This is a genomic window from Geminicoccus roseus DSM 18922 (assembly GCF_000427665.1).
Taxonomy (GTDB): domain Bacteria; phylum Pseudomonadota; class Alphaproteobacteria; order Geminicoccales; family Geminicoccaceae; genus Geminicoccus; species Geminicoccus roseus.
In genome coordinates this window covers 1-13800 of record NZ_ATYL01000003.1, presented here as the reverse complement: position 1 = coordinate 13800, position 13800 = coordinate 1, and the positions used below count along the sequence as shown (strand labels likewise).

Annotated in this window: 12 protein-coding genes and 2 pseudogenes; 5 read left to right on the top strand and 9 right to left on the bottom strand. The window is 70.0% G+C overall.

Annotated features, from left to right (window positions below; genetic code table 11):
- Positions 1 to 62: 62 nt before the first annotated feature.
- Positions 63 to 233, top strand: a pseudogene (locus GEMRO_RS35560) (acetamidase/formamidase family protein); the annotation flags it as partial.
- On the opposite strand, the gene GEMRO_RS0100065 reads toward GEMRO_RS35560, so the two are convergent.
- The 5 genes from GEMRO_RS0100065 to GEMRO_RS0100045 form a co-directional block, all read right to left on the bottom strand.
- Positions 223 to 810, bottom strand: coding sequence for a cytochrome b (locus GEMRO_RS0100065; protein ID WP_027132411.1), 588 nt, complete (start codon positions 808 to 810; stop codon positions 223 to 225). The pseudogene GEMRO_RS35560 and the gene GEMRO_RS0100065 overlap by 11 nt on opposite strands.
- Positions 807 to 1826 carry a catalase family peroxidase gene (locus GEMRO_RS0100060; protein ID WP_084506332.1) on the bottom strand — a complete coding sequence of 340 codons (1020 nt, stop codon included), beginning with the start codon at positions 1824 to 1826 and terminating at the stop codon, positions 807 to 809. Before GEMRO_RS0100060 ends, GEMRO_RS0100065 begins: the two co-directional genes overlap by 4 nt.
- Positions 1827 to 1985: 159 nt before the next feature.
- Entirely contained in the window at positions 1986 to 2735 is a 750-nt protein-coding gene (locus GEMRO_RS33820) for an anti-sigma factor family protein (RefSeq protein ID WP_027132409.1), read from the bottom strand.
- Positions 2732 to 3241 (bottom strand): sigma-70 family RNA polymerase sigma factor, encoded by a 510-nt coding sequence (locus GEMRO_RS0100050; RefSeq protein WP_027132408.1) that lies wholly within the window; start codon positions 3239 to 3241, stop codon positions 2732 to 2734. Before GEMRO_RS0100050 ends, GEMRO_RS33820 begins: the two co-directional genes overlap by 4 nt.
- A 138-nt stretch (positions 3242 to 3379) precedes the next feature.
- On the bottom strand, positions 3380 to 4168 hold the full coding sequence (locus tag GEMRO_RS0100045) for a glucose 1-dehydrogenase (RefSeq protein WP_027132407.1): 789 nt from the start codon (positions 4166 to 4168) through the stop codon (positions 3380 to 3382).
- 199 nt (positions 4169 to 4367) lie between these two features.
- On the opposite strand from GEMRO_RS0100045, the gene GEMRO_RS0100040 reads away from it, so the two are divergent.
- Positions 4368 to 4865, top strand: a complete 498-nt coding sequence (locus tag GEMRO_RS0100040) for a GFA family protein (RefSeq protein ID WP_027132406.1) — start codon at positions 4368 to 4370, stop codon at positions 4863 to 4865.
- Between the two features lie 16 nt (positions 4866 to 4881).
- Here GEMRO_RS0100040 and GEMRO_RS0100035 read toward each other — a convergent pair whose 3' ends face one another.
- A complete protein-coding gene (locus GEMRO_RS0100035; protein ID WP_027132405.1) occupies positions 4882 to 5727 on the bottom strand; it encodes an EcsC family protein in 846 nt (281 codons plus the stop codon).
- A gap of 117 nt (positions 5728 to 5844) precedes the next feature.
- Entirely contained in the window at positions 5845 to 6858 is a 1014-nt protein-coding gene (gene mgrA, locus GEMRO_RS0100030) for an L-glyceraldehyde 3-phosphate reductase (protein WP_027132404.1), read from the bottom strand.
- Positions 6859 to 7119: 261 nt separating this feature from the next.
- On the opposite strand from mgrA, the gene cysD reads away from it, so the two are divergent.
- From cysD to GEMRO_RS32155, 3 genes are all read left to right on the top strand, one after another.
- A complete protein-coding gene (gene cysD / locus GEMRO_RS0100025; protein ID WP_027132403.1) occupies positions 7120 to 7914 on the top strand; it encodes a sulfate adenylyltransferase subunit CysD in 795 nt (264 codons plus the stop codon).
- A 61-nt stretch (positions 7915 to 7975) separates the two neighbouring features.
- Positions 7976 to 9838 carry an adenylyl-sulfate kinase gene (gene cysC, locus GEMRO_RS0100020; RefSeq protein WP_027132402.1) on the top strand — a complete coding sequence of 621 codons (1863 nt, stop codon included), beginning with the start codon at positions 7976 to 7978 and terminating at the stop codon, positions 9836 to 9838.
- A 140-nt stretch (positions 9839 to 9978) separates the two neighbouring features.
- Positions 9979 to 11181: a glycosyltransferase family 4 protein gene (locus GEMRO_RS32155; protein ID WP_051328499.1), complete on the top strand. Its 1203-nt coding sequence runs from the start codon at positions 9979 to 9981 to the stop codon at positions 11179 to 11181.
- 1169 nt (positions 11182 to 12350) lie between these two features.
- Here GEMRO_RS32155 and GEMRO_RS35780 read toward each other — a convergent pair.
- Both GEMRO_RS35780 and GEMRO_RS34775 read right to left on the bottom strand, forming a co-directional pair.
- Positions 12351 to 13374, bottom strand: a pseudogene (locus tag GEMRO_RS35780) (IS630 family transposase).
- Between the two features lie 72 nt (positions 13375 to 13446).
- A partial coding sequence (locus GEMRO_RS34775) for a hypothetical protein (protein WP_205624854.1) occupies positions 13447 to 13800 on the bottom strand: 354 nt, incomplete at its 5' end.

Here is a 13800-nt window from a genome sequence, read left to right as displayed (position 1 = left end):
GTGCCGATGCACGGCTTCGGCGGCCTGGTCGCTAACAGCGACACCGCCATGCTGCAGGACCCGCTGCCCGGATCGCCAATTGCGAGCCGATCGACGGGATGGTCGTCGGGCATGGCTTCGACAAGCTGGGGGCCTACCTGCTGCTGACCCAGGCAGGCCGCGTCCGCCTGGGCAACATGGTCGACCCCAAGTACACGCTGGGCGCCCGCATCACGAAGTCGATCATCGGCTGAACCCGCTCCGTTCATCGTGGCGGGTCGGTGCCTGGAGTGGCCGGCTCCCGGTCGGCCATGGCGTCATGCTGGAGAACACCCCGTCGCGGCGGACGAGCCCGTGCATCAGCGCCGCCGCGGCATGCCCAAGGATGGCCGCAAAGAACAGGTAGGCCAGGACCTCATGGGCAGCGCGCAGGTTGGCGTAGAGCATCGGGTCGGCCGGCAGGATCGGCGGCAGGTGCAGCCCCGGCGCCAGCACGATCGGGTAGTCCTGGGCCGACAGCATCCCCCAGCCGACCAGCGGCAGCGCGATCATCAGAGCATAGAGCAGGTAGTGCGACAGCCTCGCCACGGCCCGCTGCACGGCTGGCAGGTCCGCGGGCAGGGGCGGGGCAGGTTGTCCCAGCCGCCAGGCGAGCCGGACCAGCGCCAACACCAGGATGCAGATGCCCAGGGGCCGGTGGATCGCGAGCAGCATGGGATAGCGGGTCGATACGGTGGAGACCATGCCGACGCCGATGAACAGCATGGCGAGGATCAGGACCGCCATCACCCAGTGCAGCAGGCGGGCAGGGGCCGTGAAGCGCGCGCTCATTCGCCCTCTCCAGGGCGTACCGGAGGGGTCCGGACCGCGCTCGGCTGCTTGGGCTCGCCATCCCGACGCCGCACCGATTCCGCATAGACCGCCGAGCGCGCTGCCGGGATCGGGTCGTCCGACGGCTCGATCCCCGACGGGAGCACCAGCGGATCGAAGTTCACGTCCCGGCAGCTGCCGGAATCCTCGCCTTCCACCCGGTCGATCGTCAGTGTGCCGAGATCGATCCGCCGGCGATCGGCGGGCCAGGCGACGGTCGGATCGGCCGTGACGTCGCCTGGCTCCGCCAGCGTCACCACCAGATGCCAGCGCAGCTCCTGCCGATGCACGGCCTGGATCAGGTCGTCGAAAAGGTAGTTCGGATCCGAGCCGGTCTCCTTGGGCGACGCGGAGGCAGCCTGCTCCGGCACCATCGACCAACGCACCGCTTTCTTGCCGCCGTCCCGGTCGACGAAGCGGAACGCATTGAGGCTGTTGTAGGTGGCCGTCTCCAGGCTTGCTGCCTTGGGCGCGCTTTTGATGGTGGCAAGCGCCTTCGCCGTGGCCGGATGCGCCTTCAGGAAGGCCTGCATCACGGCGGGGTCCGGCTTTCCCGTGGCGGGATGCGGCCTCCCCGCGATCACCAGCCCGGCAAATTCCCGGGCATTGCGCACCGTGAAGACCGGGATGCTGTTCATGCCGGTGCGCCACTCGTCGCCGTCGGCTGGTAGGAAGCGCAGCGCCATGCTCCAGACCGGGCTTGCGGTATCCGGCACGTCCGGTCGCCCCGATGCCAGGGCCAGCCGGCCGAGCACCGGAACCCGGCTCTGGGCGAACACGCTTGCCCGGGAAAGCTCGCTTCCGGCGGCACTGCTTGCGAACGTGCCGGAGATGCAGACGCCCTTGGCATGGTTGCGGCGAAAGCCCGGATGGTGGCCGTTGGTGCGCTCCAGCGCGTCGGCGACCTGCTCCGGCGACAGGCGGCCAGGCGTCAGCCAGCCACCCGCGAACGCGAAACCGGTCGCGGCCACGACCATGGCAGCGCCGATGGCGCCAAGGCGCAGGAGCGCCGCCGTTCCACGGACCGCGCCCTGCCCGTGTTCACCCTGCTGCGGCAGATCATGAGACAAGCCTACCTCCTCCGCAGCCAGTGGCTGCAGCCTGTGATGTCGTTCCCGGATCGGATGGAGCTGTCGCTACGTGTCCCGCGCGAACATTCCCGGCAGGTCGTCGGCACGCGGGTCGTCGGATCTGGTCACCACGGCATAGCTGTAGTCGCCGCGCGTCCAGTACTGGGCCAGGAGATCGCCGTCCCGGCGGGCACCCTCAATCCTGTCCACGCGCGACGGCCGTGGCCGGATGTAGAAGCTCACCCGCTGTCCCCCGGCATCCTCGTAGAGGACCATCGCCGCGGCCCCATTGTCCGTGACGAGCAGGCGCCCGTCGACCGGGCGCAGTCCCAGTGCCTGCAGGTCCGGCAGCGCCCCGCTGTCACCGAAGCGTGCCGCAAGCCATGGCTGGATTTCCGCCACTGAACCGTCCGGGCGCGACCTCGCTGCTTCGTCGGCGAACAGCCGGTAGGCCTGGAGGGCGTCCTCCATCGGCGGGTGGGCCGCCACCAGGGTAGCCTCCCGCATCTGCCAGCCGCCGGTGGCGCCCAGGCAAAGCGTCAGCGCCAGCATCGCCGCCATCGCCAAGTACCGCCGCCGGCGCGCCTGCAGCCGGTGCCGCACCCGCGCCGGGTCAAGCGCCGGGTTGGCCGGCAGCATCTCGGGATTTGCCCAGGCCGCGCGCAGGCGCTCGGCATCGCGCCGCCACCCGGCCACCTGAGTGGCCTGGTCCGGCCGTACCGCCAGTCGTTCCTCCACCCGGCGCCGCGCAGCCCCGTCCAGTTGGCCATCGACGAGGGCGTGCAGGTCCGCTTCGTCCGGTCGGATCTCGTTCATTTGACCACCCGCAGGCGTGGCTGCTCCATCTCGCCGTCCACCAGAGTACGCAACCGACGCCGCGCGCTGCTCAGACGGGACATCACCGTGCCCATCGGCACACCCAGGATCTCGGCCGCTTCCCGATAGGTCACGCCTTCGACGACGGTCAGCACCAGCAGGGCCCGCTGCTCGGCGGGCAAGTCGCCGAACATGTCGAGCGCCGACCGCGCCAGGACGAGGTCCTCGGTCGAGGCCGCCATCGCATCGGGATCGCCAAACCAGGACAGCAGGCGGGCAAGACGCCGGGCACGCCGGCTTCCGTCGATGAACTGCCGGTAGAGAATGGCGAACAGCCACGACTGGGTGCTGCCGCCGCTGCGCTTGCTGCCCCAGCGCGACAGCGCCCGCTCCAGGCAGTTCTGCACGAGGTCGTCGGCCGCGGCCGGCTCGCGGGTCAGCGACAGGGCAAACCGTCGCAGCCGTGGCAGGATCGCCCGCAGCTCCTCGTCATCGATCTCCGACATCGCCCCTCATCCGGCAGCGCCCCGTCCCATCATCCGTGGATCGCAGGTTGGACGACCGGCCGCCGGATTTATTCACTGTTCCTGCCGCAGATTCCTTCCAGGGGCCCGGCTGGACCGCAGCCGGCCGGACCCGGTCCCTCAGACGAACACCATCCCGCCATCGACCAGCAGCGACTGGCCGGTCATGAAGTCGGAATCGCTGGACGCCAGGAACTTGGCGACGCCCACCAGGTCCTTGGCGACCGAGGGTCGGCCCAGCACCGCCTGGGACGCCATGTCGTGGAAGGAGGCGTCCTCGCCCTGGCTCAGGCCGTGCTCCTGGAAGCCGCGGTCGATCACCTTCCACATCTCGGTCCCGACCACGCCCGGGCAGATCGCGTTGACGTTGATCTTGTCCTTGCCGAACGCGCGGGCCGCCGCCTGGGTCAGCGCCACGACGCTCCATTTGCTGGCGCAGTAATGGGCGAGCGGGTCATAGCCCTGCTTGCCGGCGATCGAGGCGGTGTTGACGATCTTGCCGCCGCCGCCCTGCTCCAGGAACACCTTGATGGCCTCCTGCATCCCGATCAGGACGCCCAGCCCGTTCACGTCCATGACGTTGTGCCAGTCCTCCTCGGTGATCTTGAGGAAGGGTCGGACCTGGGCGATCCCGGCATTGTTGAAGATCACGTCCAGCCGGCCATGCGCCTTCACCGCGGCCTGAATCATCGCCTGGACCTGCCCCCGGTCGCGCACGTCCGCAGCCACGGCGATCGCGGATCCGCCAGCGGCGCGGATCTCCTCCGCCACCGGCCCTGCCGCCTCCTCGCTCAGATCCGCCACGGCGATCTTCGCACCCTCGGCCGCCAGGCCCTTGGCGATCTCGGCGCCAATCCCGCGCGCAGCGCCGGTGATGACGACGCTCCGCCCTTCCAGTCCGTAGCCCATGCCCTGTCTCCCTGATGCCGGCCCGCCTCCTTGGTGGGCGGGCCTGGGTCATCCCGTGATGATCCCGAAGGGGCAGGCTGTCGAGGGGGGCGGGCAGGGGGCCTGCGGTCGCAGCTGCCAGGGACGGCCGGTGCATGGGTGGCGGCCGTGGCGGCAGAATGTATGGTCGGTCCAAGCATCCAGCGCACGAGGTCAGGCCATGCCCGTCACCCTCCACGGATCCTGCCGCTGCGGCGCCGTCCGCTTCTCCTGCGACAGCCATACCCCGCAGCCCTATCAGCGCTGCTACTGCTCGATCTGCCGCAAGACCGCCGGGGGCGGAGGCTACGCCATCAACCTGGGCGCCCGTTCGGACAGCCTGAAGGTCGAGGATCCGGACCAAGCCATCGCGGTGTTCCGGGCCGAGATCCGCCAGGAGGACGGCAGCTGCGAGCTGTCCACCGCGGAGCGCCGTTTCTGCGCGCGCTGCGCCACGGCGCTGTGGCTGTTCTCGCCGGAATGGCCGGACCTGATCCACCCGTTCGCCTCGGCGATCGACAGCGAGCTGCCCCGGCCGCCCTCCTCGGTGCACCTGATGCTGCGCTTCAAGCCGTCCTGGGTGGAACCGCAGCTCGGGCCGGACGACGCCCGGTTCGACCTTTATCCCGAACAGTCCCTGGAGGACTGGCACAGGAGCCGGGGCCTGTGGGTCGAGTGAGCGCGCCAGTGCCGGCTCAGAGGCCTTCCTCGGCGCGGATCTGCTCGTAGGCGCTCCGCACCGACTCCTTGCCATAGGTCCGCTCCAGCCGGCGCACGATGAAATGGCCTCGCGCCAGCGACTGGAAATGGTTGGTGAAGGCGGCATTCACTGCGGCCCCGCCCAGCGCCCCCAGCACCGGGACCGCCTGGGCCGCCACCTTCTGCGAGACGGTGATGCCGAAGCGGGCGCCGATCTGGGTGAGCAGCCGGGTGATCGCATGGGCGCTGCGGTCGAGCACGCCGCGCCCGGCGATCTGCCGGGCCGCCTCGGCGACCGACTTGGCCAGCGCGGTGCGCACCGCGAAATAGCTGCTCTCGTGCAGATGGGGCGAGCCCGCCTGCCCGCCCAGCGCGAACACCTGCAAACAGGCCAGGGCCGCTTCCGGCCGGCTCAGGTCCTCGCCCTCGCTCTGGGCGATCTGGGCGATCGCCCGCAGGATGATGGTGGTGGATACCGGCAGCTCGATCGGCAGGGAAGCCAGGCCGAACGCGCCGCCCACCGCGCCGGACAGGCTAGCCAGCGCCTGGTGGGTGCGCAGGCGCGGCTGCCCGTCCCGCTGCGGCACCGTCTTCAGGACGAAGCCGAACGCCCGCGACAGCGCGGCCGCGGTCGCCCGGGAGATGATCTCGCTGGCGGACTGGGGCAGGGCGCGGCCCAGGATCGCCACCGGCGTCCCGGCCAGGGAAGCCAGCCGGGCGGTGAAGCTCGGCCCTTCCAGCAGGCGGACGGCTTCGCGCAGGACGATGCGGTCGGTCCCGGCGATCTCGATCCCCGGTTGCACCGACCTGTCCGGGACCGACACTAGCTCCTGCGTGCTCACCTTTTCCCCCGCTTCCTGCGCGTTGCCCTCGGGCGCGCCGCCCGCAACAAGAAATGGTTCCGGCCAGCCCCGGTGCCCATGGCAGGGACCAGGACCGTCCGGTGGTGCCTTTCGCCGCTACAGCGCCGTGCCCGAGGCCGGAAGGTGCGGCTCGATCGCGGCCAGCTCGGCCTCGCTCAGCGCCGGGGCGGCTAAAGCGTCCAGGCTGTCGTCGAGCTGCGCCACGTCGCGGGCGCCGATCAGCGCCGAGGTGACCCGCTTGTCGCGCAGCACCCAGCTGAGCGCCATCTGCGCCAGGCTCTGGCCGCGCTCGCGGGCGATGTCGTTCAGCGCGCGCAGCCGGGCCTGCAGTTCCGGGGTCAGCCGCTCCGGCTTCAGGGAGGTGGTGCCGCGGGTGGCGCGCGAGCCTTCCGGAATGCCCTCCAGGTACTTGGAGCTGAGCAGGCCCTGCGCCAGCGGCGAGAACACGATGCAGCCAATCCCCTGCTCGCCCAGCACGTCGAGCAGGCCGCCGTCGGTGACCCGGTCCAGCATCGAGTAGCGCGGCTGGTGGATCAGGCAGGGCGTGCCCAGCGACTTCAGGATCGCCGCAGCCTGCCGGGTCTGCTCGGGGGAATAGTTGGACAGGCCGGCATAGAGCGCCTTGCCGCTGCGCACCGCCTGGTCGAGGGCGCCCATGGTCTCCTCCATGGGCGTCTCCGGGTCGGGGCGATGGCTGTAGAAGATGTCGACACGGTCCAGGCCCATCCGGACGAGGCTGCGCTCCAGGCTGGACAGGAGATACTTGCGCGAGCCGCGGTCGCCATAGGGGCCGGGCCACATGGGGTAGCCGGCCTTGGTGGAAATGATCAGCTCGTCGCGATAGGCGCGGAAGTCCGTGGCCAGGATCCGCCCGAACTGTTCCTCGGCCGAGCCCGGCGGCGGCCCGTAATTGTTGGCGAGGTCGAAATGGGTGACGCCCCGGTCGAACGCGCGGCGCAGCACTTGGCGGCCGGTCTCGATCCGGTCGATCCCGCCGAAATTCTGCCAAAGCCCCAGCGAGATCGCCGGCAGGAGGATCCCGCTGCGGCCGCAGCGCCGGAACCGGGCCGCCCCGTAGCGCCCATCCTCGGCCTTCCACACCTGGTTCATGCTCTGCTCCAGCTCCGCCGGCCCGCTCCGGCCGCCCAGACCTAAGGCTCCCTTGGCGCCAGTTCCAGCCGCCCGTTTCCGGCAGCCTCATGCAGGGCCGGCACGGTCGAGGCATGTTCATGCGCCTGCGCCCTTAGGACAGTTGACCCGCAGGGGGATATTTGCGCATGCCTCCCTCCGCGTGTAGGAGGCTACCCGCCGCGGCCACGGCCTGCGACATCCTCCCGGACCCCACTGCCGTCATCGGATCACTCAGCGATCATGTCCCATCTCGACGAGCTCGAAGCCGAGAGCGTCTACGTCCTCCGCGAGGCCTTCGCCAAGCTGGAGCGGCCGGCGATCCTCTGGTCCTTGGGCAAGGACAGCAACGTCGTCCTCTGGCTGGCCCGCAAGGCCTTCTTCGGCCACGTGCCCTTCCCGGTGATGCATGTCGACACCGGCAAGAAGTTCAAGGAAATGTACGCCTTTCGCGATCGCTACGCGAAGGAGTGGGGCCTGAACTTCATCCGCGAGGAATGCCCGCCGATCGAGCAGACCGACCCGTCCCTGCCGCCGGCCGCCCGCTCGGCCGAGCGCAAGACGCTGGGCCTGCGCGCGGCCCTGCTCAAGCACCAGTTCACTGGCCTGGTCGCCGGCATCCGCCGCGACGAGGAGGCGATCCGCGCCAAGGAACGCTACTTCTCGCCGCGCAGCCTGGACGGTTCCTGGAACCTGAAGGACCAGCCGCCGGAAGTGTTCGAGCAGTACATGACGAGCTTCCCGCCCGGCGTGCACGTGCGGATCCACCCGCTGCTGCATTGGACGGAGCTGGACATCTGGCGCTACACCAAGCGCGAGAACATCCCGGCGATCGAGCTGTACTTCGCCAAGAACGGGATGCGTTACCGCTCGCTCGGCGACGAGGACATCACCAAGCCGGTGCCGTCCACCGCGTCGACCATCGACGAGATCATCGCGGAGCTGGAGACCACCAAGGTGGCCGAGCGCTCCGGTCGCGCCATGGACCACGAGGCCGAGGACAGCTTCGAGCGCCTGCGCGCGTCCGGCTACCTCTGACCGGGCTCCACCTTGGGCTCTCTGATCCCGCCCCGATACCTCGTTCTTCCGGAATCCGAAGATGTCCGACCGTAGCGGTCAGAAACTTGCCATCGTCATCGTCGGCAGCGTGGACCACGGCAAGTCGACCCTGATCGGCCGCCTGCTCCACGACACCGGCTCCTTGCCCGAGGGCAAGTTCGAGGCGCTGCAGGCGATGTCGAAAAAGCGCGGCATGCCGTTCGAATGGGCCTTCGCGCTGGACGCCATGCAGGCCGAGCGCGACCAGGGCATCACCATCGACACCGCGCGCATCCGCTTCGCCACCAGGAAGCGCGACTACATCATCATCGACGCGCCCGGCCACCGCGAGTTCCTGAAGAACATGGTGACCGGCGCATCGGCCGCCGACGCCGCGCTCCTGCTGGTCGACGCCGACGAGGGCGTGAAGGAGCAGTCGCGCCGCCACGCCTATGTCCTGCACCTGCTGGGCATCCGGCAGGTCGCGGTCCTGGTCAACAAGATGGACCTGGTGAACTACGACGCCGAGCGGTTCGGCGCCGTGGCCGAGGCGATCCGCGGCAACCTGCGCTCGCTCGACATCGAGCCCTCGCACATCATCCCGATCGCCGCCCGCGATGGCGACAACCTGGTCAGCAAGAGCGAGCGGATGCTCTGGTACCAGGGCCCGCCGGTGGTCGAGGTGCTGGACGAGCTGTCGCCGCGCGCCCGCGGCGTCGACGCGCCGCTGCGCCTGCCGGTGCAGGACGTCTACAAGTTCGACCAGCGCCGGATCATCGCCGGCCGGATCGAGAGCGGCCGGATCGAGGTCGGCCAGCAGATCCAGTTCTCGCCGTCCAACAAGATGGTGACCGTCGCCTCGATCGAAAGCTGGAACGTGCCGGAGGCGCCCGGCAGCGCCGTGGCCGGCACCTCGGTGGGGATCACGCTCAGCGAGCAGATCTTCGTCGAGCGCGGCGAGGTGATCAGCCATGTCGAGAACGCGCCGGTTCTGACCAACGTCTTCCGCGGCAAGCTGTTCTGGCTGTCGAAGAAGCCGCTCCAGGTCGGCCGCAGCTACACGCTGAAGCTGGCCACGGTGGAGGCCCAGGTCGTCGTCGAGAAGATCGAGAAGGTCATCGACACCACCGACCTCGGCGAGCGCCAGGTCGACCAGGTGGAGCGCGACGAGGCGGCGGAGGTGATCTTCCGCAGCACGCGCATGCTGGCCCTGGACGAGTATCGGGCGGTGCCGGGCACCGGGCGGTTCGTGCTGGTCGACGACTACCTGACGGTGGCCGCGGGCCTGGTGTCGATGGAGGGCTATCCCGACCAGCGCCGCCAGCTCTCGGTCAAGGCGACCAACGTCCATGCAGTGGGCCATGCGGTCACCCGCGAGGCCCGCGCCCTGCGCAACGGCCATGGCGGCGGCGTGCTCTGGCTGACCGGCCTGTCCGGCGCCGGCAAGTCGACCCTGGCGCTGGCGCTCGAGCGCGAGCTCTTCGCCAAGGGCTGGCATGTCTATGTGCTGGACGGCGACAATGTCCGCTCCGGGTTGAACAAGGACCTGGGCTTCGGTCCGGAGGACCGCGCCGAGAACATCCGCCGGATCGGCGAGGTGGCGGCGCTGTTCGCCGATGCCGGCTTCCTGGTGGTGACCTCGTTCATCTCGCCCTACCGCACTGACCGGCAGCGCGCCCGCGAGGCGGCCGGCGAGCGGTTCCGCGAGATCTACGTCAAGGCGTCGCTGGAAGCCTGCGAGGCGCGCGACCCCAAGGGCCTCTACCGCAAGGCCCGCGCCGGCACGATCACCGACTTCACCGGGATCCAGGCCCCCTACGAGGAGCCCGAGAACCCGGACGTGGTGGTGGAGACCGACCGGCAGAGCGAGGCGGAGTGCGTCGAGGTGCTGATGGGCTTCGTCCGCAACCAGTTCGGCGTATAGAGCAGCCGGGCACACCGGACGCAAAATCAACAGACCCGGTGCTGACGCGCCGGGTCTGTTGTTGTTTCCGGAAGGCGAGTTGGCAAAGCTCGCCGTATCGGCCCAGGTGAGGGGTGGGAACTAAGCGGACGCGGAGGGGCATGCGGATTGCCGTCATGATGCGGCACGCCGCCGAGGGCGGCGGAACCGGCACCTACACGCGCGAGCTCGTCCGCGGCCTCGTGGACCGGGGCACCTGTCACCGTTTCGACCTGCTGTTCGACGATCCCGCCGCCGCGGCCGAATGGGCCGGCCAGGCCCATGTCCATCCCGTGGTCCTGCGGGCGCCCGGGCGGATGGCCTGGGACCAGTGGGCCGTGCCGCGCTACTGCAACCGGGCCGGCGTCGACGTGGTCTTCAACCCCAAGCACGCCATGCCGTTCCTGGCGAAGGCGCCCTGCCTGTTCGTCCTGCACGGCGCCGACTGGTTCGTGGTGCCGGAGAACTATGGCTGGCGGCTGCGGGCCTATCAGGCCGTGGCCCTGCCGCTCTACCTGCGCAAGGCACGGCACACGATCAGCGTGTCCGAGGAGAGCCGCCGCCGGCTCGCCGCCCGCTTTCCGTTCACGGCCGGTCGTTCCAACACGATCCACCACGGCGTCTCCCCCCGGTTCCAGCCGGTCACCGACCCGCAGGTCCTGGCCAGGGTGCGGGCGCGCTACCGCCTGCCGGAACGCTTCGTGCTCTATCTGGGGCTGATCTACCGGCAGAAGAACGTTGGCGGCCTTCTGGAGGCGTTCCGCCGGCTGATGGGATCGGTCCCGCACGATCTGGTGGTCGCCGGCCGGCCGGCCTTTCACGGCCGGAGGGCGCTGGAGCCGCTGGCCGATCCGGCCCTGGCCGCCCGGGTCCATCTGCCCGGCTGGATCGACGAGGACGACCTTCCGGCGGTGCTCTCGCTGGCCGAGCTGTTCGCCTTCCCGTCCTACTACGAGGGGTTCGGGATCCCGCTGCTGGAAGCGATGGCCTGCGGCACCCCGGTGGTGACCTCCACGGGCGGCGCCTGCCCGGAGGTCGTCGGCGCCGCGGCGCCCACGGTCGATCCCGACGACCCGGACGCCATCGCCGCTGCGATGCACGCGGTGCTGGCCGATCCGGAGCAGGCCAGCCGCCAGCGCCGGCTGGGGCTGGCACGGGCGCGGCTGTTCACCTGGCAGACCGCGGCCGCCCGCACCCTGGCGGTGCTGGAAGCGCTGGGCCGGGACGAACCTCCCGACCTGCCGCCGCCGCCCGGCCTGGCCGAGACCGCGGTCCCCGACCGCGCCCCGTTGCCCCGGGACCTGAGCTCGCCGCTGGCGGGCTGACGCGGCAGCCAATCTCCCTGCCACGCCCGATGCCCGGCGATCCTGAACCTCGGATTCGGAAGGTCCTCTCCCCATGATCCGGCTCGTGGCGGCCCGGATCATGGTCTTGCATATCCCGGATCGCCCGGCGTGGCCTGCCCGAGGCGACAGCTCAGCCCGAGCTGCGGCAAGCTGCGGTGGCTGGCGGCGGAGGAGGGGCGGCCGGTTCCGCGGACTGTCCCTGGCCCCCTCAACGTGCCGGAGCTTGCCGACCTGGCCGGCGCTCCCACGACACCCTCGGCCGAAAGCCCGTTCGAGCACGGGCATGAATGGCGGATGCGACACAGGAGGGGGTCGGCCGATGGCAACCTGGATGGAGACCTGGGGAACACCGAGGCGCATCCCGTACTCCGGCGCCGGGCGGCTCTGGCGGGTCATCCGGCCGGACGTTTACTCTGCCGCCCGCCTCGCCTCCGGAAGATCTCCTGCTGACGGTCATCGGTCTCGACCCCGACGTGCCGCTGGCGTCCGCGGACCCTCTTCCCGGTGCCGCAGCCGCTCGTGCGGCAGAACCACCAGCAATTGGCCTGCCACGACCCCTGGTGGATCGGCAGCATCCGCCAGCCGCCACCAATGCGCGACATGCGGCGGATTGCGTTCCGCACATCCCGACAGCCAATCCCGGGCTGCGCCAACGTGGGCGGGTCAAGGCAGCAGCGGCTTGATCCGCTGCCAGTTCTCGTCGGCCTGATCAGTAGATAGCGTCTGGCCTTGCTGGCAGTCGGACCATCCGGCCACGCTTCTCCTGATCCCACGTTCCGGGCTTCCAACACGGCGCCTCATCCACGGAAGGATTATGATCGTCCTAGCCGGATCTGCCGCGCCGACCGTCGCCAAGTGCCATCTGCGGCCGACATCCGCCGGCTGAATCCACGCCCCCGTCCTTTCGCCGAGACACCGGGAGACAGCCTGGCGGAGGAGCGGCCGCAAGAGGGGCCGGGTGCCCGCGCTGGTCCAGCGCCACAGACGTCACCACGCCTTCAGCCGGTGGGCCGTTCTGCCGGAAGGGTTCGCTGTGGCGGGACCGGTGCAAGCCGGGCAGAGCAACCCTGGCTGGTCGAGCCCGGCGCCGACCGGTCCTGGACGGTGGCGGCGGTCAAGGCCCGGGCCGGCGCTAGAGCGGAATCCCATCAGTCTGGATCGTATCCGCATGCACTGAAGTGGTTGGCCCACCCTGCGGGGTTGCAGGCGGCGGCGATGCGGCCGATGGCCGGTCCAGAGGCCCTCAACGGCGCGCCCGGCCGCCTTTCGCAGCATGGCCTTGAGCCTGGCGGAAGCGATCTCGCCTCCCGGTCCTGCTGTACCGGGCCCTTTCAGGGGGCGGATGATCCGGCTCCTGCCGGATCATGGGTTGAAGTCGGGGCTGTCGGGCGAAAGGAACGGCAAGCTCGCCCCTGCGGCCTCGATCAGCGCGCGCGTCGTTGGTCCCTTGTGGCCGGACAGGTTGTCCATGATGACGATGCCGCCACGTTGCAGTTCGGGAACGAAAACCTTTTCGACGTAGGTCTCGAAGGCATCGCGATGGATCGCGCCGTTCAGGACGACGGGCGCGATCATCCCGCGCGTGGTCAGGGCGCTCCCGAAAGTAGCCGTCTTCCAGTGCCCGTGGGGGACGCCCATGCGCAGGCGCTCGCCGCGGGGGCAACCTCCGTGCGTGCGGGCCATGTTCGTCTTGGCCCCGTCGATCGCCGCTGGCGCTCGACCATCGATGAACACCAGCCGCTCGGGATCAAGGTCGGTCCGGCCGTCGAACCACGCCTGCCGGCGCTTCAGGACATCGGGACGGTCCTGCTCGGTAGCGTGCCCGCTCCTTTCTTGCGTGTCAGCCCGTGACGGCGGAAGAACCCCTGCAGGGTGCCGCAACCAAAGCCTCGGCCGCGCTTGGGTCAGCGCCGCGCGCGGTTCCTCCGGGGTGATATCGGGCGTTGCCTCCAGCAGTTCTCGGATCAGCCATCCTGCGCCTCGACGCGGACGAAGCGGCGATCACCACCGGGCGGACCAGGCTGCGGATCGCCCTGCGTCCGCTCCAGCGCGCGCCACCGGCTCACGCTCGCGGCGCTGACGCCAGATCGCGACGCTGCCGCTCGGTGGCTTGCGCCCTCAGCCACTGCCTTCAACACGCTCACGAAGATCGCCGGAAAGCGCCTTGGACATCCAAGCCGGCCTCCATCCCGGCGGACATCGTGAATCAGAACCAGCGCCTCAGGGGGATCCCCGACGATTCGATCAGGTCGGCCGATGCTCTATCCCGCCCATCGACCGGGTGCGGATCGTCATGCTGGCGGGATGCGGCCAGATCAGCAGCATCTCGCAATTTGCATCCAGATCCCGGCCCTCTGCGCCAGTGGCGCTGCCATGGCCCTCCACGCAAGCCGGCCGCACCGCTGCCCGCCATCCAGGAGATCGGCATCCGCCGCCGCAGGCTTCGCGGTCGGGCGACCATGCCAGGGATCGTTTGCCTGGCATCGAGAGCCGGCCGCCGCCCGGTGGCGCGGAATGGATCGTCCGGCAAATCCCGGTGAGGCTTGGCCGCGTGCCCTGTCCGGCGCCCCTAGGAACATCCACCGGATCCGCGCCGGG

Excerpts from the sequence above, each read along its gene's own strand:
- GEMRO_RS32155 (WP_051328499.1), top strand. The coding sequence starts at position 9,979 with ATGCGGATTGCCGTCATGATGCGGCACGCCGCCGAGGGCGGCGGAACC.
- GEMRO_RS33820 (WP_027132409.1), bottom strand. The coding sequence starts at position 2,735 with ATGAACGAGATCCGACCGGACGAAGCGGACCTGCACGCCCTCGTCGAT.
- cysD (WP_027132403.1), top strand. The coding sequence starts at position 7,120 with ATGTCCCATCTCGACGAGCTCGAAGCCGAGAGCGTCTACGTCCTCCGC.
- GEMRO_RS0100045 (WP_027132407.1), bottom strand. The coding sequence starts at position 4,168 with ATGGGCTACGGACTGGAAGGGCGGAGCGTCGTCATCACCGGCGCTGCG.
- GEMRO_RS0100050 (WP_027132408.1), bottom strand. The coding sequence starts at position 3,241 with ATGTCGGAGATCGATGACGAGGAGCTGCGGGCGATCCTGCCACGGCTG.
- mgrA (WP_027132404.1), bottom strand. The coding sequence starts at position 6,858 with ATGAACCAGGTGTGGAAGGCCGAGGATGGGCGCTACGGGGCGGCCCGG.
- GEMRO_RS0100060 (WP_084506332.1), bottom strand. The coding sequence starts at position 1,826 with ATGGTCGTGGCCGCGACCGGTTTCGCGTTCGCGGGTGGCTGGCTGACG.
- GEMRO_RS0100040 (WP_027132406.1), top strand. The coding sequence starts at position 4,368 with ATGCCCGTCACCCTCCACGGATCCTGCCGCTGCGGCGCCGTCCGCTTC.
- cysC (WP_027132402.1), top strand. The coding sequence starts at position 7,976 with ATGTCCGACCGTAGCGGTCAGAAACTTGCCATCGTCATCGTCGGCAGC.
- GEMRO_RS0100065 (WP_027132411.1), bottom strand. The coding sequence starts at position 810 with ATGAGCGCGCGCTTCACGGCCCCTGCCCGCCTGCTGCACTGGGTGATG.